A 24,478-nucleotide genomic window follows, 5' to 3' on the forward strand; every position below is an offset into this window, starting at 1 on the left:
CGACTTCGTGCGCGCTCACGCGGATGGGCGGGGGTCGGGCGAGGTGCTGGGCGACCTCCCACACGTGCCCGGCCGGATCGGCGAAGGCCGCCGTCCGCCGTCCCTCACGCCAGGTCCTTGCGGATCTGGTCCAGGATCAGCCCGGCCCCGGTGTAGCCGATGCCCAGCATCCACAGGTTGTCGTCCACCTGGAACACCCGGCCGTTGCGGACGGCGTCCAGGTTCTTCCACAGCGCCCCCTCGGTGATCCGGGTGTGGTCGGACTTCGCCCGGTCCCCGTACACCGAGTAGAAGATGACGTCGGCCGCCGCCTGGTCCACCTGCTCGGGGCTGATCTCCAGCGAGAACCCGGGCTTGTCCTGGTTGGCCGGGCGGCCGAGCCCGAGGTCCTTGAACAGCGAGCCGACGAAGGTGTCGTCCAGGTAGAGCCGGGTGGGCGCGCCGGCCAGGAAGCGGGCCATCTCGACCCGGGTGGCCGCCGCCTTGGCGGGACCGCCCAGCGCGGCGACGAGGTCCCGCAGCTTGGTCCGGTACGCCGCGTCCGCCGCCTCGGCCTCGCTCCGGCGGCCCGTCGCCTCGGCGTGCAGCCGGACGTTCTCCTGCCAGGTCGGCCCGGTGGTCTTGGACAGTACGGTCGGCGCGATCTCGGACAACTGGTCGTAGCGTTTGTCGTCGCGGACCTGGTTGCTCAGGATGAGGTCCGGCCGCAGCGCCGCGATCGCCTCCAGGTTGGGCTGGCCGATCATGCCGACCGCCTTCGTCCCGGCCAGCCGTTCGGCCGGCAGGTATGCCGGGAAGGGCGCGCCCTGGCTGACGGTGGTGGCACCGACCGGACTCAGTCCGAGGGTGACCACCGAGTCCAGGGCGTCGGTGTCCAGTGCCACAACCCGGCTCGCCCGGGCCGGTACGGTGCTCGCGCCACGCGCGTGCCGGACCGTCCGGGTGCCGCCGCCGGTCGGACCACCGCTCGGCGCGGGGGAGTCGGAGCCGCAGGCGCAGAGCGCCAGACCCGGGGCGAGTCCGGCGGCGAGGCCGAGTGCGGCACGGCGGCTGAGGGTGCGGGGCATCGGCGGCTCCTCGACGGACTGGCGGGCGCGGGGATCCCTGCCCGCCCGGCGGTCCCGCTACGCCTCGGAGCCGTACTCCCGCCGCTGGCGCAGCAGTTCGGCGTACTCGGCGCGCACCCGGCGGTCCATCGCGAGGGTGAACTGGGCGTCGGCGACGGTGCGGGCGAGCGGCCGCACCCGCAGGATGCGTTCGGTGAGCCGGGCCGCCTCGCCGGACGCCAGCGGGGTGTCGCCGGAGAGCGCGCTGAGCAGGTGGTCGCTGACCACCTCGATGAAGATCTCGGCGATGGCGTCGACGTGCTCCCGGGTGCGCCGGCTGGCGTCCAGCACGGCGGAGAGCGGCACGCCCTCGGCGACCAGCTCGGTGGTGGCGTCCATCAGCCGGCGGCTGACGTGGGTGATCCCGTCCTCCTCGACCGTGATGTAGCCCTGGGCGATCGACTCGGCGGTGTTCTCCTCGGTGAGCTGGTCCCCGAAGGCGGACTTCAACTCCTGCCACTCCAGGCGCACCGGGGTCTCGTCCGACCACGGGGCGACGATCGCGGCCTCGAGCCCGATCAGTTCGGCGACGTCCCGGCCGCTCTCCCCGGCGCCGATCAGTTCGGCGATCCCGCCCAGGGTGTGGCCGCGGTCGAGGAGTTCGCCGATCATCCGCAGCCGGGCCAGGTGCTCCTCGCCGTACCAGGCGATCCGGCCCTCCTTGCGGGGCGGCTGGAGCAGTTTGCGCTCGCGGTAGAAGCGCAGGGTGCGGGTGGTGATTCCGGCCGCCTCGGCCAGTTCCTCCACCCGGTACTCGCGTTTTCTGTCGTCCGCGACAGCTCTGACCTTGTCCACGGCGATCAGCATAGGTCCGTGACGTCGGCGGCGGAGCCTGCGGGAAGTCGGGGAACTTCCGGTGGATCCGGGCTGTCGTGCTTCTTCCATCCGGTGTCAGCAAGGGCTACCCTGCCAACCGTGCCAGTGATTACTGGCGCGATCGGCAGGGTTCCGGGGCGCGGTCCCCGGGTTTCCGAGGGCGCCGCCCCCGGAAGAGCGCGAAGACCACCGCCCCACCCTCAGGAGGAGGCCGCATGGCATCCAACAGCAAGCGCCCCCGCCCCGGCGCGACCTCGGCACCCGACCCCGGCGCCACGGCGGAGGCCGTACCGCATGTGCGGGTCGCGGTGATCGGCTCGGGCTTCGGCGGTCTCGGCGCGGCCGTCCGGCTGCGCCGCGCCGGCATCACCGACTTCGTCGTCCTGGAGCGCGCGGACTCGGTCGGCGGCACCTGGCGCGACAACAGCTACCCCGGCTGCGCCTGCGACGTGCCCTCGCACCTCTACTCCTTCTCCTTCGCGCCCAACCCCGACTGGCCGCGCAGCTTCTCCGGCCAGCCCGACATCCGCGCCTACCTGGAGAAGGTCGCCACCGTCTTCGGCCTCCGCCCGCACCTGCGCTTCAACGCCGAGGTGCTGGAGGCGCGTTGGGAGGCCGATCAGACCCGCTGGCGGATCACCACCCCGTCCGGCCAGTGGACCGCCGACGCCGTCGTCTCCGCCGCCGGACCGCTCGCCGACCCGCAGATCCCCGACCTGCCCGGCCTGAGCACCTTCCCCGGCAAGGTGTTCCACTCCTCCCGCTGGGACCACGCCTTCGACCTCACCGGCAAGCGTGTGGCGATGGTCGGCACCGGCGCCTCCGCCGCCCAGATCATCCCGGCGATCCAGCCGAAGGTCGGCCGGCTGACCGTCTTCCAGCGCACCCCCGCCTGGGTCCTGCCGCGCCGCGACCGCGAGATCACCCGACTGGAGAAGTGGCTGCACGGCCGCCTGCCGGCCACCGCCAAGCTCCGCCGCGGCACCCTGTTCGCGCTCCGCGAGATCCAGGTCGACGCCTTCGTCCGCCGCCCCGGGCTGCTGCGCATCGTCCAGCAGCTCGCCGAACGCCACATCGCCCAGGGCGTCGCCGACCCGGCGCTGCGCGCCAGGCTCACCCCGGACTACCGGATCGGCTGCAAGCGCATCCTGCTCAGCAACACCTACTACCCGGCGCTCGCCGCGGCCAACACCGAGGTCGTCTCCGCCGGCCTGCGCGAACTGCGCGGCTCCACCCTGGTGGCCGCCGACGGCAGCGAGCACGAGGTCGACGCCATCGTCTTCGGCACCGGCTTCCACGTCACCGACATGCCCATCGGCGCCCGGGTGTTCGGGGCGGACGGGACGAGCCTGGCCGAGGAATGGAAGGACGGCATGGAGGCGCTGCGCGGCTCGACCGTGCGCGGCTTCCCGAACCTCTTCTTCGTGATCGGCCCCAACACCGGTCTCGGCAACAGCTCGATGATCCTCATGATCGAGTCCCAACTGAACTACATGATAGACGCGTTGACGACGCTCGACACGGTCGGCGCCGCCGCCATGCAGCCCACCGCCCGGGCCCAGCGGCAGTGGAACCTGGAACTCCAGCACCGGATGGACCGAACCGTCTGGACCACCGGCGGCTGCCGCAGCTGGTACCTCGACCCGAACGGCAGGAACACCGTGCTCTGGCCCGGCTCCACGACCTCCTTCCGCCGGGCGACCCGAAAGGTCGACCTCGGCGAGTACGAGCTGATCAGGCGCACCGTCCCGGCCGCCGCCCGTCCCGTCGCTTCCACCGCCGCCCAGGAGGCCACCGCATGAGTGCCGTCCAGCTGCCCGCCGAGTACCTCCCGCCCACGCCCGTCGAGGAGTTGAGCATCCGCTCGGCGGACGGCATCCGGCTGCACGTCGAGGTGCACGGTCAGCCCGGTGCGCCCACCGTGGTGCTCTCCCACGGCTGGACCTGCTCGACCGCGTTCTGGGCCCCGGTGATCCACGAACTCGCGGACCGCTACCGGGTGGTGGCCTATGACCAGCGCGGCCACGGCCGGAGCGAGATCCCGCCCAGCAAGGCCCGCTACTCGACCCGGGCGCTCGCCGAGGACCTGGCCGCCGTGCTCAAGCGGGTTGTCCCGGACGGGGAGCGGGCGGTGCTGGCCGGACACAGCATGGGCGGGATGACCATCATGGCCGCCGGCGGCCGCCCCGAGATCGCCGAGCGCACCGCCGCGAACGTGCTGATCTCCACCGGCCCCGCCGACCTGGTCGCCGAGCTCACCGTCCTGCCGCCCGGTGTCCGGGCCCCGGGGCTGCGGCGCTTCCTGCACCGGCAGCTGCTGCGCTCCCGGATGCCGCTCGGGCCGGTCTCGGGAGTGAGCCGGGCCGCGCTCAAGTACGCGACCATGGGCCCGAGTTCGCCCGCCGGGCAGGTCGAGGCGACGGCCCGGATCGTGCACGCCTGCCCGACCGCGGTCCGCTTCCACTGGGCCGGGGTGCTCGAACGGCTGGACGTTCGCGCCGGACTCGGCCGGATCACCGCCCCCACCGCCGTGGTGGTGGGCACCGAGGACCGGCTGACCCCGCCGGTGCACGCCCACCGGATGGTCGCCGAACTCGCCGACCCGCAGGGGCTGTTGCTCCTTCCGGGGGTCGGGCACATGGCGCCGCTGGAACGTCCGGCGGAGGTCGCCGCCGAGATCCACCGGATGGCCGTCGCCCACCTGGCGAGCACGCCCGCCGTGGCTGCTCCCGCTCCCGCACCCGCCGTCGAGAGGACCACCGTCGCATGAACGCCATCCCGCCGCTGTCCGCGCAGGTCGTGGTGGTCACCGGGGCCGCCCGCGGAGTCGGTGCCTCGCTGGCCCGCAGGCTGGCCCGGCGCGGGGCCAGGGTCGCGCTACTGGGCCTGGAGCCCGAGGAGTTGAAGGCCGTGGCGGCGCAGTGCGGCGCCGCCGCCACCGCCTGGGAGGTCGACGTCACCGACCTGGGGGCGCTCGGCGACACCGCCGAACGGATCAAGGCGCACTACGGGCGGATCGACACCGTGGTGGCCAACGCCGGGATCGCGATCGGCGGACCGCTGGCCGACAGCGACCACCGGGCGTTCAGCCGGGTGATCGAGGTCAACCTGCTGGGCAGCGTCGCCACCGCGCGGGCCTTCCTGCCGGCCCTCACCGAGAGCCGCGGCTACCTGCTGCAGATCGCCTCGCTCGCGGCGCTGACCCCGGCCCCGCTGATGAGCGCCTACTGCGCCAGCAAGTCCGGGGTGGAGGCCTTCGCCCACTCGATCCGCGCCGAGGTCGCCTACCAGGGGGTCAAGGTCGGTGTGGGGTACCTGAGTTGGACCGACACCGACATGGTGCGCGGAGCCGACGAGGACGCCGTGCTGAAGCAGATGCGCAGCCGGCTGCCGTGGCCGGCCAACAAGACGTACCCGCTGGAGCCCGCCGTGGACCGGATCGTCGCCGGAATTGCCCGGCGCTCCGCCCATGTGTACGCCCAGGCCTGGCTGCGTGGGATGCAGCCGGTGCGCTGGCTGCTGCCGAGCCTGATCGCGGTGGTCGGCTCGCGTGACGTCGCCAAGCTCGCCCCGCAGCTCGCGGCCACCGCCGCCTCCCGGCTGCGCGCCGTCGGGGCCGGTGGCGCCGCCGACACGGCTGCGCGCGGGGAGCGGACGGGGGCGGGGGACTGACGGGAAGCGGGGGTTGACGGAGGACGGTTGACACCCCGACAGCCGGCGACCGGCGGCTGACAGGTGACAACTGACAGATAACAGATAACAGCTTTCGAAATCTGTTATCCGTTATCTGTCATCTGTCAGTTGTCACCCGCCCCCGCGATCCCCGCCAGCACCCGCAGCGCCCACCCGAGCACCGGCAGCGGCGGCGAGGCCAGCCCCACCCGCACCGCGGGCGGCGTGCTCCGCGGATCCACCGCGAAGGCCGCCGCGGGCGTGACCGAGATCCCCGCCCGGGCCGCCGCGGCGACGAAGGTCTCCGCCCGCCAGGCCCCCGGCAGTTCCCACCACAGGTAGTACGAGCATGGGTCCGCCCGCAGCCGCTGCCCGGCGAGCACCTCCCGGGCCAGCGCCTGCCGGGCCGTCGCGTCCGCCCGCTTCGCCGCCGCCACCGCGGCCGGCGTCCCGTCCCCGATCCAGCGCACCGCCGCCTCCAGCGCGAAGCCGTTCGGCGTCCACCCGCCGGCCCGCAGCGCACCCCCGACCCGTTCGCGCAGCCCGTCCGGGACGACCGCGAACCCGGTGGTCAGTCCGGGGGCGAGCCGCTTGGAGAGGCTGTCGACCAGCACCGTCCGCTCGGGGACGAGCGCCGCGAGCGGCGCCGACCCGGGCCGCAGGAAGGACCAGATCGCGTCCTCGACCACCGCCAGGTCCAGCCGGCGCAGCTCCGCGGCCAGCGTCGCCGCCCGCTCGGGCGGCAGGGTCGTGCCGAGCGGGTTGTGCAGCCGGGGCTGGAGGTACACCGCGCTCAGCGGCGCCGCTCGGTGGGCCGCCGCCAGGGCCTCGGGCAGCGGCCCGTGCTCGTCGACCGCGAGCGGCACCAGGTGGATGCCCAGTTGCCCGGCCACGGCCTTGACCACCGGGTAGGTCAGTGCCTCCACCCCCAGCCGCTGCCCGGGCGGCACCAGCGCGGCGAGCGCCCCCGCGACGGCCTGCCGCCCGTTGCCCGCGAACAGCAGCTCCCGCGGGTCGACGTCCCAGCCGTCGGCGTCCGTCGACAGCAGCTGCGCGAAGGCCCGCCGCGCCGGATCCGTCCCGGCCGCCCCGACCGGCCGCAGCGCCTCGCCGAGCGCGTCCGCCCGCAGCAGCGGTGCCAGCCCGGCGGCCAGCAGTTCGGCCTGCCCGGGCGCGGTGGGGTAGTTGAGCTGCAGGTCGATCGGCGCGTCGGCCGGCTCGGCGAGCGCGATCCGTCCGTCGTCGGCCGAGGTGCCGCGCCCGGCCCGGACGAAGGTGCCCCGCCCGACCTCGCCGACGGTCAGCCCGCGCCGGGCCAGTTCGCGGTAGACCCGGGTCGCCGTCGAGTTGGCGATGCCCCGGCCGCGGGCGAAGGCGCGCTGGGTGGGCAGCTGCCCGCCGGGTCGCAGGCGCCCGGCCATGATGTCGGCGGCGATCCCGTCCGCGATCAGCCGGTAGTCGTCCATCGGTCTCCGATCCCTTCGCGAACCCCTTCGCGATCCCCTTCGCGAATCCTTTCGCGCCCCGAGCGGGAATTGCACTGAGCGCAAAGCCATCATTGCATCGAGCGGGCTGCGCGCCCTAGCCTCCTCGCATGGACGAGCTGGATGCGTGGGACACGTTGACATCCGCCGTGGACGGCCACGCCGTGCTCGGCATCGCCGCGGTGGCGCTGGGCATGGTGCTGTCGCCGGGACCGAACATGATCTACCTGGTGTCGCGCTCGATATCGCAGGGCCGCCGGGCCGGACTGCTCTCGCTGACAGGCGTCGCGACCGGCTTCCTGGTCTACCTGGTCGCGGTGACGGCCGGGGTGGCCGCCGTGTTCTCGGTGGTCCCGGTGCTCTACACCGCGATCAAGCTGGCCGGCGCCGGGTACCTGCTCTGGCTGGCCTGGAAGGCGGTCAAGCCCGGCGGCACGGCGGTCTTCGCCCCGCAGCAGCTGCCGCCGGACCCGCCGCGCCGCCTGTTCGCGATGGGCTTCCTGACCTGCCTGCTCAACCCCAAGATCGCCATCATGTACATCTCGCTGCTGCCCCAGTTCGTGGCACCCGAGCGCGGCCACGTCGCCCTGCAGAGCCTGGTGCTGGGCCTGGTCCAGATCGTGATCGCGGTCACCGTGAACGGCCTGATCGCGGTGACCGCGGGCGGCATCGCGAGCTTCCTCAACCGCCGTCCGGCCTGGCTGCGCGTCCAGCGCTACGTGATGGGCACCGTCCTCGCCGGTCTCGCGGTGCACATCGCCGCGGACCGGGCCAAGGCGGTCGCCGTCTAGCCGGCGCGGCTGGCGGCCCGCAGCACCTCGTACCCCGCCTGCACGAACCGGCCGTTCAGCGCCGGCCCGGTGTTGGCCAGCGCGGCGACGGCGGCCGATCCGTCCGGGGAGAAGCCGACGAAGGCGGTGAACCCCCGGGTGCCGCCGGAGTGGAAGTAGAGGTCCCGCCCGCCCGAGCGGCGGTGCATCCAGACCAGGCCGATCCGGTCGGTCGAACGCGGCAGCCGCAGCCTCAGGCGCTGGACGTCCCGTACCGCTGCCCCCAACTCACCTTCCTCCCCGTTGAGGTGGAATCGCAGATAGCGGATCAGGTCGGCCCCGCCGGCCCGCACGGCGCCGGCCCCCGGGAGCCCGGGAATGAGCCAGGGCGGCACTTCCCGCCCGCGCCGGTATCCGGTCGCCCGCCCCGGTGCGTCCGGTGCGCAGCCCGTGGAGCGCAGTCCCAACGGTCGGCAGATCCGTTCGGCGAGCAGGCGCTCGTACGGCATCGCGGCGGTCTCGGCCAGGGCTCGGCCGAGGAGCGCGACCCCGTAGTTGGAGTACCCGAACCTGCTGCCCGGCCTCGCGCGCACGGTGGTGCGGGCCAGTCCGTCCCTCAACTGCTCGTCACCGTAGGCGGCGTAGGGGTTGCTGGACCAGGCCGGTGCGGCGCTGGCGAGCAGCCCCGGCGGTAGGCGGGGCAGGCCGGAGGTATGGGTGGCCAGGTGCAGCAGGCGGATCGGTTCGGTGGAACGGACGTGTGCCGGGTGCCAGTCGGGCGGCAGCCGGTTCTCGACCGGGTCGTCCAGGGCGAGTTCACCGCGTACGGCCATGTCGGCCAGCAGCAGCGCGGTGAAGGTCTTGGACACCGAGCCGAGTTCGAAGACGGTGTCCGGCGTGCACGGCGGTGAGGTGGGTGCGAGCCCGAGGCGGCCGTGGCAGTGAACCTCCTCCCGGTCCCCGTGTGCGACGGCCACCGTGACGGCGGTGGCGTACGGCCCGGCCGCCCGTGGCGTCGCCGCGACCGCGGCTGCCAGCTCGCTCATCCGGTCACCGGCTCATCCGGTCACCCGCTCACCGGAGTGCCGCCGAGCGCGCGCGAGAGCGCGACGGTGGCGGCCACCACCCCGACCACGGCGGTGTGTCCGTGATCGCGGAAGGCGTCCTCCGGGTCGTCGTAGTCGGGCGCCGACCCCTCGCACGGGATCAGGCCGTCCGGCTGCTGGACGGCGGCCAGGGCCTCCCAGCCGACCCGGCCTGTGACGGGCTCGCCGATGCACGAGTCGACGATCAACAGTTCACCCGCGAGGTCCCACTGCTCGATCTCCAGCCAGATGTCGAGCCAGACCGGCAGCCAGTCCCGCAGGTAGTCGCGCATCGGTTCGGGCAGGCACTCGGGCCGGGCGCCCCAGTCGGTGACGTGGAAGACGGTGTGGGTGACGTGGTAGGCGATCAGCCAGGCGATGGTCCAGGGCTCGGGAAGGGCACCGAGCCAGGTGGCCCCGATGAGCGTGTTCCAGTCCGGCCGGTGCTCCAGTCCTGCGATCCGCCGGGCGTTGGCCAGGGCGAGTCGGCGGTTGCCCGGGATCTCGACGGCGTGCACGGAGCGCAGGCGGCCGAGTGAGTCGAGCAGGTCCTCCAGCGCGGCGTGGCGGAAGCCGACCCGGGCGAAGTGGCCGTACGTCTCCAGCGGGTCGATGACCGTGACGTGCCGCAGTTGCCGCTCGTACAGCAGGTCGCCGTCCCGTAGTTGGGCCCAGGCGGCTTCGAGGAGCTCTCGCGCGAGCTCGGTGTCGCGCGGGCCGGTGATGCCGTCGCGCATCACGAGCGAGGAGGCCAGGGCGACTTCGCAGAGCGGCTTGTAGACGTCGTTCGGTTCGGCGAGGTCGATGACCGTGTTGTCCTCCAACCTGCCGTAGCCGTTCCGGTAACCGGCGTGCAGCCACGCCAGGGACCGGGAGCCGAGTTGTTGGGCGGTGGCGAGCATCCGGGTGTCGGTCATCGCGGAGCCCCGTTCGCCAGGGCTCGGGCTATGGCGAGTTCGAGCCCGGAGCGGTCGGTGCCGTCATCGACCTGGCCGATCCGGTCCAGGACGGGTTCGATCTCCAGTCGCAGCGGCCGGCCGTCGGCGTGCGCCCAGGCGAGCCAGCGGGCGAGTCGGACGGAGGTGGTGGCGTCGCGCCGAAGCATGGCGCGGACGGTGCCGCGGGCGAGGTCGAGCGTGCCCGCGCGGGCGGCGTCGTGCACGGGGCTGTCCAACCCGGGCAGGGCGAGGACGGACAGTTGCGCCATCCGCGCCGACCAGGTCCGCCAGCCGAGCCGTTCCCGGTCGAACGGGGGCAGCGGCGGCGGGGAGCCGGCTCGCGCGCCGTCGCCGTACGACGTGCGGGCGAGCAGCCGGTCGGCCGCCCAGTCCTGCCAGCCGATCACGAGTGCCGCGTCCTCGGACGCGGGCACCGGTGCCGGGAGCGTCCGGCGCGCCTCGGTCAGCAGCGCGGCGGCGGCGGCGTCGGGCTCGGCCCCGGAGAGCAGCTGCGGGGCGAAGACGTCCGCGCCCAGCACTCGTACGGCGGCCAGCAGCGGACGGGGCGCGGCGGTGTGGGGCTCCGCGAGCACGGCCGTGCCCCCGCCGTCCCGGAGGGCGTCGAGGGTACGGCCCGCCACTCGCTCGACCGCCGCGGCGTACTCGTCACGGAGTGGGGTCTCGGCGAACGGCATGGTGTGGTGGTCCTCCTTCGAGAGGCTGAGTGCGGGCGCAGAGCCCGCGAGCCCGGCTACCGGGTCGGCTTCTCCTTGGGGCCCTTCGGGGAGAGCAGCAGGAGGCCCAGCAGCAGGGCGGCACCAGCGGCTTCGGGCAGGTACGTGGGCGCGTCGGACACGACGGCCTCGTCCTCCACCATCAGGCTCGCGAGTGTCTCGGCCTCGGCGAGCGTCGCGCTGCGTGACGCCGAAGCGGTTTCGGTCCGGAACTGAGTAAGCATCAGATATGCCTCCTCGCCTGGATTTCATCGCCCGGTCGGGCGATGCCCCCGTCCGACACTACGAGCACGAACCGGTGCCTGCATCCGCAGCCCGCTGAGCTGGGACGTTGCCCTGGGTGTGGGCGCGGCTGCGGTGAGTCGGTACGGTCTGGGCATGACCACAGCCTTGATCACCGGCGCGACCGCCGGCATCGGAGCCGCGTTCGCCCGCCGGCTCGCCCGCGGCGGCTACCGGCTCGTCCTGGTGGCCCGCGACACCGAACGCCTGGAGCGCGCGAGCGCCGATCTGCAGCGCGAGTACGGCACGGAGGCCGAGGTGCTGACCGCCGACCTCGCCACCGAGGAGGGCATCGCCGCGGTCGAGGCCCGGCTCGCCGACACCGGCCGCCCGGTGGACCTCCTGGTCAACAACGCCGGCTTCGGCAACAAGGGCGCTTTCGGGACCGTCCCGCTCCAGGACGAGCTGGACATGCTGAAGGTGCACATCGAGGCGGTCCTGCGGCTGACCACGGCCGCCCTGCCGGGGATGCGCGAGCGCGGCCGGGGCGCGATCGTGAACGTCGCCTCGGTGGCGGCCTTTCTGCCGCGCGGTACGTACGGGGCGAGCAAGGCGTGGGTGGTGAGCTTCACCCAGGGCGTGCTGCGCGACCTCGGCGGCACGGGCGTGCGGATGATGGCGCTGTGCCCGGGCTTCACCCGGACCGAGTTCCACCAGCGGGCGGGCATGGGGACCGGCAACATCCCCTCCTGGTCCTGGCTCTCGGCCGAGCGGGTGGTGAACGAGGCGATGCGCGACCTCGCCCGCGGTCGCTCGGTGTCCGTGCCGGGCAAGCGCTACAAGCTGGCCGTGGCGGTCGCCCGGGTGCTGCCGTCCGGCAAGCTCGGCGGCCTGTCCTCCAAGGCGGCGCGCACCTACCGCACGAACTGAGACGGACGGCGGCCGGTCGGATCGCGGCCGGTCGGATCGCGGCCGGGCGTCGGGCGGCCGGTCGGATCGCGGCCGGTCGGATCATGGTCGGGCGTCGGGCGGTCGGGCGGAGCCGGCTCCAGCGCGAGGGAGTGGACGCGGGGGAATAGAGCCACCCTCACTATTAGCTTGCCTAACTATGAGCTACTCTCGCTATGCTGGCGTCCGCCCGGCCGCCACACCCCCGTCCGCGCCCGTACCCCGGCGCGCCCGACCCAGGGAGGCCCGTACTTGAGGCCCGCCATCAACTGGACCCCGCCCGAACGCGCCGAGGGCGATCCCCGCCCACCGGCCCAGTGGCGCCGCATCCTCGCGCTGTTCCGCCCGTACCGGGGCCGACTGGCCACGGTCGGGCTGCTGGTCGCCGCCTCCGCCGTGGTGTCCGTCGTCTCGCCGTTCCTGCTCAAGGCCGTGCTGGACACCGCCATCCCGCAGGGCCGCACCGGGCTGCTCAGCCTGCTCGTGCTCGGCATGATCCTCACCGCCGTCGTCAACAGCGTCTTCAACGTGCTGCAGACGCTGATCTCCACCACCGTCGGCCAGCGCGTCATGCACGACCTGCGCACCTCCGTCTACGGCCACCTGCAGCGGCAGTCGCTGGCCTTCTTCACCCGCACCCGCACCGGCGAGGTGCAGTCCCGGATCGCCAACGACATCGGCGGCATGCAGTCCACGGTGACCTCCACCGCGACCAGCCTGGTCTCCAACCTCACCGCCGTGGTCGCCTCGATCGTCGCCATGGTCGCCCTCGACTGGCGGCTGACCGTGATCTCGCTGGTCCTGCTCCCGCTGTTCGTCTGGATCAGCCGCCGGGTCGGCCAGGAGCGCAAGAAGATCACCACCGAGCGGCAGAAGCAGCTGGCCGCGATGAGCTCGGCGGTCCAGGAGTCGCTGTCGGTCAGCGGCATCCTGCTCGGCCGCACCATGGGCCGTTCCGACTCGCTGGCCCGGGAGTTCACCGAGCAGTCCGACCAGCTCGCCGACCTCGAGGTGCGGGCCAGCATGGCCGGGCGCTGGCGGATGAACACCATCATGATCGTGATGGCCGCGATGCCCGCGCTGATCTACTGGGCGGCCGGACTGACCTCCGCCGCCGGGGCGCCGATCGTCTCGGTCGGCACGCTGGTCGCCTTCGTCACCCTCCAGCAGGGCCTGTTCCGCCCGACCGTCAGCCTGCTCTCCACCGGCGTGGACGTGCAGACCTCGCTCGCGCTGTTCCAGCGCATCTTCGAGTACCTCGACCTGCCGGTGGAGATCGCCGAACCGCCGAACCCCGTCACCCTGGCCGACATCCGCGGCGAGGTCCGCTTCGAGGCGGTCGACTTCCGGTACGACCCCGAGCAGGAGCGACCGACCCTGGACGGCGTCGAACTCAAGGTCCCGGCCGGGACGTCGCTGGCCGTCGTCGGCGAGACCGGCTCCGGCAAGACCACCCTCAGCTACCTGGTGCCGCGGCTGTACGACGTCACCGGCGGCCGGGTCACCCTGGACGGCGTGGACGTGCGCGAGCTGTCCTTCGACACCCTGGCCCGCGCGGTCGGCGTGGTCTCCCAGGAGACCTACCTCTTCCACGCCTCGGTCGCCGACAACCTGCGCTTCGCCAAGCCGGGCGCCGACGACGCCGAACTGGTCGAGGCCGCCCGGGCCGCGCAGATCCACGACACCATCTCGGCGCTGCCGGACGGCTACGACACCCTGGTCGGCGAACGCGGCTACCGCTTCTCCGGCGGCGAGAAGCAGCGCCTCGCACTCGCCCGCACCATCCTGCGCAACCCGCCGGTGCTGATCCTGGACGAGGCCACCAGCGCGCTCGACAACCGCACCGAACGCGCCGTCCAGCAGGCCGTGGACACCCTGGCCGCCGGCCGGACCACCATCACCATCGCGCACCGGCTCTCCACCGTCCGCGCCGCCGACCAGATCGCGGTGCTCGACCGCGGCCGGGTGGTCGAACTCGGCACCCACGAGGAGCTGGTGGAACTGGACGGACGCTACGCCGCGCTGCTGCGCCGGGAGACGCCGGAGGCGGCGGCGCTGTCGGACGCCGCCCTCGGTCACGCGTAGCGCGGCACCCGCGGCACCCGCGGCACCCGAGGCACCCGCGGCACCCGCCGAGCGGACGGGCCGCTCAGGCCGCCTTCGGGACCTCGTTGTAGGTCTCCGCGACCTCCTGGCCGGAGAGCCGCTGGATCGCCGCCATCACCTCGTCGGTCACCTGCCGACGGGCCTTCAGCGAACGGGCCTGCCCGTGCAGCTCGTCGAAGTGCAGCGGCTCGCCGAAGCGGACGGTGACCTTCTTGATCCGCGGGAGGCGCTTGCCCACCGGCAGGATCTGCTCCGGGCCCTCCAGGGCCACCGGGACCACCGGGACGCCCGCGGTCAGCGCGAGCCAGGCGACGCCCGTCTTGCCCCGGTAGAGCCGGCCGTCCAGCGACCGGGTGCCCTCGGGGTAGATGCCGAAGGCCTTGCCGTCCTCCAGGATCTCCAGTGCCGACTCCAGCGAGGCCTGAGCGGAACGGTAGGTGCCGCGCTCGACCGGAACGGCGCCGATCGACTCGAAGAAGCCCTTGGAGAGCCGGCCCTTGAGCCCGGTGCCGGTGAAGTACTCGGCCTTGGCCAGGAAGTGGACCCGGCGCGGGGCGGTGAGCGGGATCACCACGCTGTCGATGAACGACAGGTGGTTGCTGGCCAGGATCACCCCGCCCTTGCGCGGCACGTTCTCGATGCCCTCGATGGCCGGACGCCAGATCCCCCGTGAAACGGGTTTCAGCACCAGCCTGGTGGCGAGGTCGAGCACGGGTTCCCTCCCTGGACGAACGACCGCCCCGGAGGCGTCCGGGTCAGCAAATCAGACCCGCAGACTACGACACCCACCCGGGCGCCCGTCCACTCCCGCCGACCGTGGCGAACACCACGGCCGGGTAGGGTACGGCCGTCCGAACCGAGCACCGCATTGCAGTACCCAGGAGGAACGATGGAGAGCGTCGAGGCCATCAAGGAGATGTTCGACCGTTTCGACAAGAACGGCGACGGCAAGATCACCCCGGCCGAGTACGCGCTGGCCGCCAACGAGATGGGCGACCACAGCGTCACCATCTCGATGGCCGAGGCGCTGATCCACGCGATGGACACCCGCCACCAGGGCTACCTGGACTTCGAGGAGTTCCTGGCCGCCCGCCAGCGCTGAGCCCGGGCGGACGGGGCCGGTCGCCGTACCGGCGGCACCGGCCCCGTCCGGAGGCCCTCCAGGGGCGCTCGGGCAGGCCTGCTGCGGCCCGTGGCGGGGCTATGTGTCCGTACGGTCCTCCGGTGCCACCGGGAACACCCGGCGCACCACCCGCTCCGCCGCCCCGCCGTCGTCCCAGACGCAGAACTTCTCCCGGAACCGCTTCCGCGCCTCCGGCTCCGGATCGCCCGCGCGCAGCGCCCGCGCCAGTCCGGCCGCGTCGACCGTGACCGCGCCCGGCGGCTCCGCGAACAGGTCGAAGTACACGCCGCGTTCGCGCTGGTACTCCTCCCAGTCCGGGGCGAAGACGACCACCGGCCGGTCCAGCACCGCGTAGTCGAACATCATCGACGAGTAGTCCGTCACCAGCGCGTCCGCCGCCAGGTAGAGGTCCTCGACCACCGGGTGCGCCGACACGTCCACGATCTGTGCCGCGTCCTCACCGGCCGTCAGGTCGCCCGGGCCGTCGGTGTGGAAGTAGTGGGTGCGCACCAGCAGCGTGAACCGCGGGCCCAGCCGCCGGGCCAGCTCCGCCACGTCCAGCAGCGGCACGTAGCCGCCCTTGCCGCCGCGGTGGGTCGGCGCGTACAGCACCGACGTGGTGCCGGGCCGCAGCCCCAACCGCTCGCGCATGGCCCGGACTTCCACCGGGGTGGTGTTGGCCAGCCGGTCGTTGCGCGGGTAGCCGGTGTCCAGCATCTCGTAGCGGCCGGGGAAGGCCCGGGCGAAGTGCTCGCTGGTGTGCGGGTTGGAGGAGACCAGGAAGTCCCAGCGGTCGACGGCCTCCTGGAGCCGGTCGAAGTCCATCCCCTCGGCGGCCTCGGGGCGGCCCCGCAGGTCCATGCCCATCGCCTTGAGCGGAGTGCCGTGCTGGGTCTGGACGTGCACCGTGCCCGGCCGCTTCGCCATCGTGCGCGGGAAGTTGACGTTGTTCACGAAGTACTTCGCGGTCGCCATCGCCTTCAGGTAGGCCGGGGTGTTGACGATCACGTACGGGACACCGGGCGGCATGGCGTCGGCCTGCCGGCGGTTCTCCACCACCCACACGCCCCGGATCTGCGGGGCGAGTTCCCTCGCCTTCTCGTAGATCGCCGCCGGGCTGCACGCGTAACCCCGGTGCCAGTACGCGGCGTAGACCGCCAACTGCTCGTCCAGCGGCAGGCGGCGGAACGCGTTGTACGCCGTGAACCGGGCGCCGCTGCGCACGCCCTTCTTCACCGCGGGGGCCACCGCCCGTGCCCCGCGCTTGAGTTCGCGCGGCAGCCGGCCGGTGCGGCGCAGCTCGGCGTAGGCGATCCGGGCGCCGCGCGCGGCCAGCCGGTACTGCACGCCGCGCACCCCGCCGGGGAAGCGGTAGTCGGCCGGGCGGTGGCGCTCGAAGTGCAGGGCGACCCGGTGGAAGTAGTCCCTGCGCCGGTCGACGGGGACCAGCCCGGGGGTGTCGTAGACGTTCAGCGCTTGGCGGACGGTCCGGTCGAAGACCAGGGTGCGCAGCGACGGCGGGACGGGCCGGCCGGGGCCGTCCGGGCGCTCGCACCGGTCCAGGAAGGCGAAGATCGCGTCGTACTGGGCGAACACGTCGGCGTGCTTGGGGGAGGCGGTGGCGGTGATCGCGCCGTCCCGGCCGCGCCGGTAGTTGTAGCAGGGGCGGTCGAGGTAGCGCAGCCGCCGGGCGGCGAGCAGCGCGGGGTAGGTGACCGAGATGTCCTCGTAGTAGCCGCGGCCGAAGGCGACGCCGAGGCCCTCCAGGTAGGCGCGGCGGAACACCTTGTTCCAGACCGACATCACGGTCTGGAACAGCGCCGGGTGCTCGGCCACCGTGCAGCCCTCGGCCAGCGGGGAGCCGACGAGTACGTGCCGCCAGGGGTTGGGCTCGCTCCCGCCGTCGGGGTAGACGTGGGTGAAGTCGGTGAGCAGCACGTCGGCGGGCAGCTCGCGGCGGCGCTCCTGCGCGAGCTCGTCCAGGATCACGCCGACGGTGCGCTCGGGCAGCCAGTCGTCGCTGTCCACGAACCAGACGTACTCGCCGCGCACCTGCGGCAGGGCGGCGGCCCGGGCGCCGCCGAGGCCCTGGTTCTCGGTGAGGTGCATCACGTGCAGCCGGGGGTCGCGGGCGGCGTAGGCGTCCAGGATCGCGCCGGAGCCGTCGGGGGAGAGGTCGTCGACCGCGATCACCTCGAAGCGGGTCTCGGCGGCGGGGGTCTCGCCGAGGATCGAGTCGAGGCAGCGCGGCAGGTACCGCTCCACGCCGTGGACCGGGAGCACGATGCTGAGGAGGAGGGACACGCTGGCCGAGTCTACCGATCCACACGGTGCGACCTGCGGGGACGTCCGGCCGGTCGCAGCGGGCCGGAACGACGGGCGGTCGCAGCGGTCCGGGCGGTGCGGCGGGAACGGGCCGGGCGGTGTGGTGGGGCCGGGCCGTGTGGTGGGGCCGGGTGGGGCCCGGAACCGCCGGTGCCGGGCCCCGAGCGGGGCGGCACCGGCAGTCGGGTGGCGGCCGGGCCGACCCTCTACGGCCGACCGCCGGTCCGGGCACCGAGCGGGCCTGGCCACCGCAGCGTCGAGGTGGCCGGGCAGTGGCCCGCAGGAGCCGGAGTTCCTTCAAGTCCGAGCCATTCACGACTCGAACGCACGAGTGGGTGCGGTGCGGGCACCTTCGTGTTGCCTCAGATATTGCTTGGAGGATTGGCGGGAGTCAATCCCTCGTATGTGTTCACTTCATGAACCCGGCTGTCCGCGGTTCGGCCGCCCGCCAGTGATCGTTTTGTCGACCTTGCGACTGTCCCCTATATGGGGGCGATCGGTCGACACCGCGGGAACACCGCGGGAACACCCGCCGGACGCCCCCTGCGCCCGGCGCACTCGGCGCGAACGGGCGCCGGGTCCGCGCCTCCTGGCCCTGGTGACGGATGGCGGGTCGTGCACCATCATCGATGCGTAGTCGTGACCGCCCGAGCTGCCCCTGGTGCATCGTCAGTTGACGGCGCACGGTACGGTGGCACAACACCGAGGACGGTTGCGCGGAGGCCGTCCCACACGGATAGTCTTCGCCTCACGGCCCTGGCGCCTCGTAGGGGTGGGAAACTGATGGAACACATGCAAGTGCGGACTCGGCCCCGTGTGCCGGCGATCCAGTGCGGTGTCGGCGCGACCGGCCGCCGGATCGAGCGACACCTGGCCGTGCTCGGCGCGCCCGCGCTCCCGGCGGTGGACACCGCCGAGGCGCTCGGGTTGATAAGGGAACTGACGCCGCGCGGCGCCGACGCCCCGGCGGCGGCCCGTCGTCGCCACACCCGGGTCTCGCTGCTGGCGCCGCTGCGCCGGCTGCGCCGGAGCCTCTTCGGCGGGCGCGGCTAAGACCCTGGGACCAGGACCGCGGGCCTCGGCCCCGGTTCGGTTCCCGAACGACCCGACGGACCACCGGTCCGTCGGGTCGTCGGCGTATCCGGCACCCGGAACCGCTGTTTTGGTCTGAACCTTTCACCCTACGCGAGGCCGCCGCCCCGGCGCGGGCAGTCGGCGAGGCAGTACGCCCGACCCGCCGGCCTGGGTCAGGATGGCGCCATGGCGGACCACAACCACTCCACGTCAGCCGGGTCGACCGGGCCGTTCCAGACCACCACCCTGGAGATCACCACCGGCAGCCGCGAGGTCGCACTGGACATCACCGACCGCTGCGCGGCCTTCCTCGACGAACGGGCCGCCGGGCGGGACGGGCTGCTCAACGTCTTCGTCCCGCACGCCACCGCGGGGATCGCCGTCCTGGAGACCGGATCGGGCAGCGACGACGACTTCCTCGCCACGCTGCGCGAACTGCTCCCGGCCGACGACCGCTGGCGCCACCGGCACGGCAGCCCCGGCCACGGACGGGACCACGTGGTGCCCGGCCTGGTCGCCCCGCACGCCACCCTGCCGGTGCTCGGCGGTCAACTGGCCCTGGGCGTCTGGCAGTCGGTAGTGCTGATCGACACCAACGGGGACAACCCGCGCCGCACCGTCCGGCTGTCCTTCCTCGGCTGAGCCGCGGCCCGCCGGCGTCGGGCCGGCGTCGGCCGTCCTGGCGGTGGGCCGGGGGCTCAGCGGCCCTGGTGCGCCTGGGCCGCGTGGCCGGCCACGGCCGCGAGGTAGCGCTCGATCGCCAGGTACTGGCAGAGCAGCGCGACCGGCCGGCCCAGCCGGGCGTACCAGGCGGACAGCCGGGAGAACGCGGCCACCTCGAACCACACCTCGCCCTCGGCGTCCATCGACACCAGGAACGACTCCTCCCCGCACTCCGGATGCCCCGGCAGCGTCCCGTACGCGAACCCGATCCGGTCCGGCTCCGTCACCGTCCACACCACCCGGCACGGGATCACCAGCCTCGGCCACCGGCTGCCCGGCAGGCTCAGCCGCAGCAGCACGGTGGCCCCGTCCCGGACCGGCCCGCCGGGGTGCACGGCGAACCCGGTCCCCAACTGGCTGCCCCACCCGAGCACGTACCGCCCGGCCCGCTCCAGTACCTCCGGCCCCCGCCCGAGGTGCACCCGCCGCCGCAGGTGCGCGTACCCCTCCGGCAACGGCCCGCTCCGGGTCGCCCCCACCTCCCGGTAGGTGGGCGCGCCCGCCTGAGCAGCCCGCAACCGCCGTTGAAGATCCCGGACCCCGCCAACCGTGCCAGCCGTGCCAACCATGCCGGCCACGCTAGCCCCCGGCCACGGGCCCGCCTTGCGGCGGGGTGGGGGTGGGGAGTAGGAAGGCGGCATGAGTGAGACCGGGACGGGCGGTGCCGTGGTGGGTGAGGAAGCGGCGGTGTGCGGGCCGGCGTCGGTGGGGGCGGCGGAGGCGGCGCTGCGGGAGGATCCGGCGGCGCAGGGGCCGCGGGCCGACTGCGTGCTGTGCGGTGAGCCGACGGTGCTGCCCGCGGACCAGCCGGGCAGCACCCTGTGCCCGACCTGCGCCTGGCAGCAGGCCCAGCGGATCGCCTGTTCGGGCTGAGTCCGGTGCCGGGTCGGGTCGGCCCCTAGGCGTCCTCCCGGCCGGCCAGGGCGAGGGTGGAGCCGTGGCGGCCCTTGCGGACCAGGAGCTGCGCGGGGATGCGGCTGCGGAGGTCGGCGACGTGGCTGACGATGCCGACGGCGCGGTCCCGTTCGCGCAGGCCGTCGAGGACGTCCATCACCTCCTCCAGGGACTGCTCGTCCAGGGTGCCGAAGCCCTCGTCGATGAAGAGGGTGTCCAGCGGCATCCCGCCCGCCTCGTCGGTGACCACGTCGGCCAGGCCGAGGGCGAGGGAGAGCGAGGCGAAGAAGCTCTCGCCGCCGGAGAGGGTGGCGGTGTCCCGCTCGGTGCCCGTCCAGGCGTCGACGACGCGCAGGGCCAGGCCGGACCGCTTGTTGCCGGTGCCGCGGTCGTCGCTGTGGATCAGCGTGTAGCGGCCGCCGGACATCCGGACCAGGCGGTCGCTGGCCGCCGCCGCGACCTGCTCCAGCCGGGCCGCGAGCACATACGACTCCAGCCGCATCCGCAGCCGGTTCTCGGTGGAGGTGCCGGCGGCCAGGGCGGCGAGCCGGTTGATCCGGCCGTACCGCTCCAGCGCCGGGGCCAGTTCGGCGGCCAGCTCGCCCAGCCCGCGGCCGATCGCGGCCAGCGCCGCACAGCGCTCCTGGGCCGCCGACCGGGCCGCGTGCGCCCGGCCGAGCCGGTCGGTGGCGGCGGTGAGCGCGGCCGCGGCGGCGGGCAGGTCGACCGGCGGACGGGCCGCGGCCTCGGCCAGTTCGGGCAGCGCCAGCTCGTGCCGGACGGCGGCGGACTCCGCGCGGTGCTGCGCCAGCCGGGCCTCCAGCCGGTCCCGCTCCTCGCGCGGCAGCAGGACGGCGAGCGCCGCACCGGCGTCCGGGAACCCGGCCGTGGCGGCGGCCTTGCCGAGTTCCTCCTCGGCCTCGCCGAGCCGGCCCCGCGCCTCCGCCGTCGCCCGCGCGGACGCGGCCACGGCGGCGACGGCCTCGGCGAGCCGGCCCAGCGTCCCGGCGCGGTCGGCGACCGAGGCGGCCGTCCCGCGCGCCGCCGCCACCTTGGCGGTCAGCGTGCGCTGCTCGTCGTCCAGGAGCTGCAGCCGGTCGGTGAGGACGGCGGCGCGCTCCCTGGCCTCGTTCAGCTCGTCCAGCCGGCGGGCGCGGTCCTGCGACAGCCGGGCGATCTCCCGGCCGAGCCGGCCGAGCGCCTCCGCCTGCTGCAGGGCGGTGCGGTGGTCCTGCTCCAGTTCGGCGAGGGAGCGCGCGAGCACGTCCGTACCCTCCGGGCCGGCCGCACCGGTGGCGGTGGCCTCGCGCACCCGCAGCGCGGTCAGCGACCGGTCGGCCTCGGCCCAGAGCTGCTCGGCGGCGGCCTGGGCCCGGCCGGCCCGCTCCTCGTCCTCGGCGCTCACCCGGCCGCCGTCGGCGGCCTCGGCGGGCGCCGGGTGCTCGGCCGAGCCGCAGACCCGGCAGGCCTCGCCCGAGCGCAGCTGCCGGGCCAGCTCGGCGGCCATGCCCGCGAGCCGGCGGTCCCGCAGGTCCAGGCTGAACTCGCGGGCGTCCAGCGCGGCCGTGCGCAGCTCGGCGACCCTCGGCTCGGCGGCCGCGATCTCGGCCCGCAGGCCGTCCCGCTCCCGGGCCGCGCCCAGGCGCGTGGTCAATTCGGCCCGCCGGCCGTCCAGTTGCTCGACCCGGGCGCTCGCCGTCCGGGCCAGCTCCTGCCGCTCCTCCAGGCGGGCCAGCTCGCCGTCGAACTCGGCCAACCAGTCCTCGGCCTCCTCGGCCCGCTCCTCCGCACCGCGCCGCTCCGCGGTCAAGGAGAGCTGTTCGCGGGCGAGTTCGGCACAGCGACGCTCCTCCGCCCGGGCCGCCTCCAGGCGGACCACCTCGGCGCGCAGCCGCAGTTCGGCCTCGGCCAGTTCGGCGGCCCCGGCCCCGGCGCCGGCCGGGAGGTGCTCCCCGAGGTCCGCACGGGCGAGCGCCTCCCGGCGGCGCCGCTCCGTCTCCCGTGCCCGCCCGAGCGCCTCGGCGGCGTTCTCCCGCAGGCGCAGCGCGGACTCCACGCCGACCGCCTCCTGGGCGGCGGCGAGGCGCTGCCGGTCCCGCGCCGCGGCCGGTTCGAAGCCGGCCAGCCGTTCGGCCTCGGCCAGTGCCTCGCGGTGTCGGCGCTGCCGACCGGCCAGCTCCTCGGCGCCCTCGCGTTCGTGCTGGGCCGTCCGCTGGGCCGCCTCGGCGCCCGCGAGGGCGGCCTCGGCGACGGCGAGCTGTTCGGCCGCGCCGCTGCGCAGGATCGCCGCCCAGCCGAGCAGTCCGGCGGCCAGGTCGGCATCGCCGTCCTCGGCCGGCACCCACGCCCCGGCGGGCTCGGCCCCGGGGCCGGCGGCCTGCTCGGCCTTGCTGGCGAGGTCGCGCAGGCGCCGCCGCCCGGCCTGGACGGCCGTCTCCTGGGTCCGGCGCCGGTCGGCGAGCCAGGCCTCGACGTGCCCGTAGCGCTCGGTGTCGAACAGCCGGCGCAGCAGCTTGCCGCGCTCCTCGGAGTCTCCCTTGAGGAACCGGGCGAAGTCGCCCTGCGGCAGCAGCACCACCTGGCAGAACTGCTCGCGGCTCATGCCGATCAGCCGGTGGATCTCCTCCCCGGCCTCCTGGTGCGACTTGCTGACCGGCCGCCAGCCGGGCGCGCCGTCGCCCGCGTCGGCGGCCCACTCGCGCAGCAGGGTCTGCGGCCGTTCGACGGTGGTGCCGGTGCCGACCTTCTTCGGCCGGCGCTGCTCGGGCAGCCGGGTGATCTGCAGCCGCCGCCCGCCCAGTGTCAGCTCCAGCTCGACCTGGGTCAGCCGCCTGGGGTCGGCGTGGTCGCTGCGCAGCCGGTTGGCCCGGCGGGCGTTCGGCGTCTCGCCGTACAGCGCGAAGCAGACCGCGTCCAGGACGCTGCTCTTGCCCGCGCCGGTCGCCCCGCGCAGCAGGAACAGCCCGCCGGCGGCGAGCGCGTCGAAGTCCACCGTCTCGCTGCCCGCGAACGGGCCGAAGGCGGTGACGGTGAGCCGGTGCAGCCTCATCGGGGCAGGTCCGCCTTCCGGTCGGCGTCCTCGCGGACGCGCTCGAAGCCCTCGCGCAGCCAGCCGAGCTCGTCCGGCTCCGGCTCGGCCCCGGGGCGGACGTGCCGCAGGAAGCCCTCGGCGATCTCCAGGTCCTCCCGGCCGCTGACCCGGGAGGCGTACGACCGGGACGGCTCGGCCCCGCCGTCCTCGGGGTCGAACAGCAGCTGGAGGGTGTGCGGGAAGCGGCGGCGCAGCTTCTCCATCGGCTCGCTCGGGCGGGCAGCGTCGGTGAGCGTGGCCTGCACCCAGGACTGCTCGTCCCCGGCGTACTTCTCGTCGGTGAGCAGCGCCTGCAGCGTGTCGCGCAGGGTGGCGAGGGGGCGCGGTTGCGGGCAGTCGACCCGCTCGGCCGCCACCGAGCCGTCGGCGGCGAGGTCGACCAGCCACATGGTCTTGCGCTGGCGCGCCTCGGAGAAGGAGTAGGCGAGCGGGGAGCCGCTGTAGCGCAGGTGCGGGGCGAGCGTCTGGCAGCCGTGCAGGTGGCCGAGCGCGGCGTAGTGCACTCCGTCGAACACCGAGGCGGGGACGGAGGCCACCCCGCCGACGGCGATGTCCCGTTCGCTGTCCGTCTCGTTGCCCCCGGTGACGAAGGCGTGCGCCAGCACCACCGCCCTGGTCCCCTCCGGGCGGGCCGCCAGGTCGGCCCGGACCCGCTCCATCGCCGCACCGAGCACCGCCGCGTGCCCGCCCCTGGCCAGCCCGAACCGCTCGCGGACCAGGGTCGGCTCCAGGTACGGCAGCCCGTACACGGCCACCGGGCCGTGCTCGTCCGCCAGCAGCACGGGCTCGGCGCACCCGCCGGGATCCGTCCGCAGATGGATCCCGGCCCGCCCGATCAGGCCGGCGCCGACCCCGAGGCGGCGGGCCGAGTCGTGGTTGCCGCTGATGAAGACCGTGGGGACCTCGAGGTCCGCGAGCCGGTGCAGCACGTCGTCGAACAGCGCGACCGCGTCCAGGCTCGGCAGCGCCCGGTCGTACACGTCCCCGGCGACCAGCACGGCGTCCACGCCCTCGGACCGGACCACGTCCACGAGGTGGTCCAGGAAGGCGCGCTGGGCGTCGTGCAGGCTCTCCCGGTGGAACGAGCGCCCGAGATGCCAGTCGGAGGTATGCAGCAGTCGCATGGTCCCCGACCCTAACGCCCGGCACCGACAATCCCGGCGTGCTCGGTGGCCACGGGGGTTGCCGGGCGGGCGGGGGAGGGCGGAGGGGCAGGCGGAGGGTGGATCGGGGTGTGGGCGGAGAGTGGATCAGGGCGTGGATGGAGGGCGCATTTTTGCCCCTTGGCCTGCCGCGACGTAGCTCACTAGGGGCAAATATTGCTCCTGACTGGGTGTCATGGAGGCCAGGGTTCGATTACTCGGGGT

The 24,478-nt window shown here is 74.1% G+C and carries 22 protein-coding genes; 10 read left to right on the forward strand and 12 right to left on the reverse strand.

The genetic code is table 11. The features are described 5' to 3' along the window. Positions 1-104: 104 nt before the first annotated feature. Both ABTY61_RS08650 and ABTY61_RS08655 read right to left on the reverse strand, forming a co-directional pair. Entirely contained in the window at positions 105-1,067 is a 963-nt protein-coding gene (locus ABTY61_RS08650; RefSeq protein WP_350504196.1) for an ABC transporter substrate-binding protein, read from the reverse strand. A gap of 57 nt (positions 1,068-1,124) precedes the next feature. Next, positions 1,125-1,901 carry a MerR family transcriptional regulator gene (locus ABTY61_RS08655; protein WP_350504197.1) on the reverse strand — a complete coding sequence of 259 codons (777 nt, stop codon included), beginning with the start codon at positions 1,899-1,901 and terminating at the stop codon, positions 1,125-1,127. A gap of 236 nt (positions 1,902-2,137) precedes the next feature. Here ABTY61_RS08655 and ABTY61_RS08660 point away from each other — a divergent pair, with 236 nt between their 5' ends. From ABTY61_RS08660 to ABTY61_RS08670, 3 genes are read left to right on the forward strand one after another with little or no spacing between them, the layout of a single operon-like run. Next, a complete protein-coding gene (locus ABTY61_RS08660) occupies positions 2,138-3,724 on the forward strand; it encodes a flavin-containing monooxygenase (protein WP_350504198.1) in 1,587 nt (528 codons plus the stop codon). After that, positions 3,721-4,692 carry an alpha/beta fold hydrolase gene (locus ABTY61_RS08665; RefSeq protein ID WP_350504199.1) on the forward strand — a complete coding sequence of 324 codons (972 nt, stop codon included), beginning with the start codon at positions 3,721-3,723 and terminating at the stop codon, positions 4,690-4,692. The genes ABTY61_RS08660 and ABTY61_RS08665 overlap by 4 nt, the downstream gene beginning before the upstream one ends. Further along, the gene (locus ABTY61_RS08670) at positions 4,689-5,594 is read left to right on the forward strand and encodes an SDR family oxidoreductase (protein ID WP_350504200.1); all 906 of its coding nucleotides are present in this window, start codon (positions 4,689-4,691) and stop codon (positions 5,592-5,594) included. Before ABTY61_RS08665 ends, ABTY61_RS08670 begins: the two co-directional genes overlap by 4 nt. A gap of 125 nt (positions 5,595-5,719) precedes the next feature. Here ABTY61_RS08670 and ABTY61_RS08675 read toward each other — a convergent pair whose 3' ends face one another. Then, positions 5,720-7,060, reverse strand: coding sequence for an aminotransferase-like domain-containing protein (locus ABTY61_RS08675; protein ID WP_350504201.1), 1,341 nt, complete (start codon positions 7,058-7,060; stop codon positions 5,720-5,722). A gap of 128 nt (positions 7,061-7,188) precedes the next feature. Here ABTY61_RS08675 and ABTY61_RS08680 point away from each other — a divergent pair, with 128 nt between their 5' ends. After that, entirely contained in the window at positions 7,189-7,869 is a 681-nt protein-coding gene (locus ABTY61_RS08680) for a LysE family translocator (RefSeq protein ID WP_350504202.1), read from the forward strand. Here the strand turns inward: ABTY61_RS08680 and ABTY61_RS08685 are convergent. Genes ABTY61_RS08685 through ABTY61_RS08700 form a run of 4 tightly spaced genes read right to left on the reverse strand, consistent with a single transcriptional unit; the run spans position 7,866 to position 10,829 of the window. Then, positions 7,866-8,894 carry a serine hydrolase domain-containing protein gene (locus ABTY61_RS08685; RefSeq protein WP_350504203.1) on the reverse strand — a complete coding sequence of 343 codons (1,029 nt, stop codon included), beginning with the start codon at positions 8,892-8,894 and terminating at the stop codon, positions 7,866-7,868. The genes ABTY61_RS08680 and ABTY61_RS08685 overlap by 4 nt on opposite strands. Positions 8,895-8,914: 20 nt before the next feature. Further along, positions 8,915-9,850 (reverse strand): DUF6895 family protein, encoded by a 936-nt coding sequence (locus tag ABTY61_RS08690; RefSeq protein WP_350504204.1) that lies wholly within the window; start codon positions 9,848-9,850, stop codon positions 8,915-8,917. Beyond that, the gene (locus ABTY61_RS08695) at positions 9,847-10,566 is read right to left on the reverse strand and encodes a hypothetical protein (protein ID WP_350504205.1); all 720 of its coding nucleotides are present in this window, start codon (positions 10,564-10,566) and stop codon (positions 9,847-9,849) included. Before ABTY61_RS08695 ends, ABTY61_RS08690 begins: the two co-directional genes overlap by 4 nt. A 56-nt stretch (positions 10,567-10,622) precedes the next feature. Further along, positions 10,623-10,829, reverse strand: coding sequence for a hypothetical protein (locus ABTY61_RS08700; RefSeq protein WP_350504206.1), 207 nt, complete (start codon positions 10,827-10,829; stop codon positions 10,623-10,625). Between the two features lie 154 nt (positions 10,830-10,983). Between ABTY61_RS08700 and ABTY61_RS08705 the strand changes: the two genes are divergently transcribed. After that, positions 10,984-11,757: an SDR family NAD(P)-dependent oxidoreductase gene (locus tag ABTY61_RS08705; RefSeq protein WP_350504207.1), complete on the forward strand. Its 774-nt coding sequence runs from the start codon at positions 10,984-10,986 to the stop codon at positions 11,755-11,757. A 270-nt stretch (positions 11,758-12,027) separates the two neighbouring features. Further along, on the forward strand, positions 12,028-13,860 hold the full coding sequence (locus ABTY61_RS08710; protein WP_350504208.1) for an ABC transporter ATP-binding protein: 1,833 nt from the start codon (positions 12,028-12,030) through the stop codon (positions 13,858-13,860). A gap of 64 nt (positions 13,861-13,924) precedes the next feature. Here ABTY61_RS08710 and ABTY61_RS08715 read toward each other — a convergent pair whose 3' ends face one another. Then, complete coding sequence (locus tag ABTY61_RS08715; protein WP_350504209.1) at positions 13,925-14,593, reverse strand: lysophospholipid acyltransferase family protein; 669 nt, start codon at positions 14,591-14,593, stop codon at positions 13,925-13,927. Between the two features lie 177 nt (positions 14,594-14,770). Here ABTY61_RS08715 and ABTY61_RS08720 point away from each other — a divergent pair, with 177 nt between their 5' ends. Further along, positions 14,771-14,983 (forward strand): EF-hand domain-containing protein, encoded by a 213-nt coding sequence (locus ABTY61_RS08720; RefSeq protein WP_350504210.1) that lies wholly within the window; start codon positions 14,771-14,773, stop codon positions 14,981-14,983. Positions 14,984-15,082: 99 nt separating this feature from the next. On the opposite strand, the gene ABTY61_RS08725 is transcribed toward ABTY61_RS08720, so the two are convergent. Further along, positions 15,083-17,308 carry a bifunctional glycosyltransferase/CDP-glycerol:glycerophosphate glycerophosphotransferase gene (locus ABTY61_RS08725; RefSeq protein WP_350504211.1) on the reverse strand — a complete coding sequence of 742 codons (2,226 nt, stop codon included), beginning with the start codon at positions 17,306-17,308 and terminating at the stop codon, positions 15,083-15,085. A gap of 804 nt (positions 17,309-18,112) precedes the next feature. Here ABTY61_RS08725 and ABTY61_RS08730 point away from each other — a divergent pair. Beyond that, on the forward strand, positions 18,113-18,382 hold the full coding sequence (locus ABTY61_RS08730) for a hypothetical protein (protein ID WP_350504212.1): 270 nt from the start codon (positions 18,113-18,115) through the stop codon (positions 18,380-18,382). A 207-nt stretch (positions 18,383-18,589) separates the two neighbouring features. Further along, positions 18,590-19,045, forward strand: a complete 456-nt coding sequence (locus ABTY61_RS08735) for a YjbQ family protein (RefSeq protein ID WP_350504213.1) — start codon at positions 18,590-18,592, stop codon at positions 19,043-19,045. A gap of 56 nt (positions 19,046-19,101) precedes the next feature. On the opposite strand, the gene ABTY61_RS08740 is transcribed toward ABTY61_RS08735, so the two are convergent. Then, positions 19,102-19,695, reverse strand: a complete 594-nt coding sequence (locus ABTY61_RS08740) for a DUF1990 domain-containing protein (RefSeq protein WP_350504214.1) — start codon at positions 19,693-19,695, stop codon at positions 19,102-19,104. Positions 19,696-19,765: 70 nt separating this feature from the next. On the opposite strand from ABTY61_RS08740, the gene ABTY61_RS08745 reads away from it, so the two are divergent. Next, complete coding sequence (locus ABTY61_RS08745; RefSeq protein ID WP_350504215.1) at positions 19,766-19,999, forward strand: hypothetical protein; 234 nt, start codon at positions 19,766-19,768, stop codon at positions 19,997-19,999. A 25-nt stretch (positions 20,000-20,024) separates the two neighbouring features. Here the strand turns inward: ABTY61_RS08745 and ABTY61_RS08750 are convergent, their stop codons facing one another. Both ABTY61_RS08750 and ABTY61_RS08755 read right to left on the reverse strand, forming a co-directional pair. Beyond that, a complete protein-coding gene (locus ABTY61_RS08750; protein ID WP_350504216.1) occupies positions 20,025-23,069 on the reverse strand; it encodes an AAA family ATPase in 3,045 nt (1,014 codons plus the stop codon). Further along, complete coding sequence (locus tag ABTY61_RS08755) at positions 23,066-24,235, reverse strand: exonuclease SbcCD subunit D (protein ID WP_350504217.1); 1,170 nt, start codon at positions 24,233-24,235, stop codon at positions 23,066-23,068. The genes ABTY61_RS08750 and ABTY61_RS08755 overlap by 4 nt, the downstream gene beginning before the upstream one ends. Positions 24,236-24,478 lie beyond the last annotated feature (243 nt).

The organism is Kitasatospora sp. NPDC096128 (genome assembly GCF_040303105.1).
Lineage (GTDB): Bacteria > Actinomycetota > Actinomycetes > Streptomycetales > Streptomycetaceae > Kitasatospora.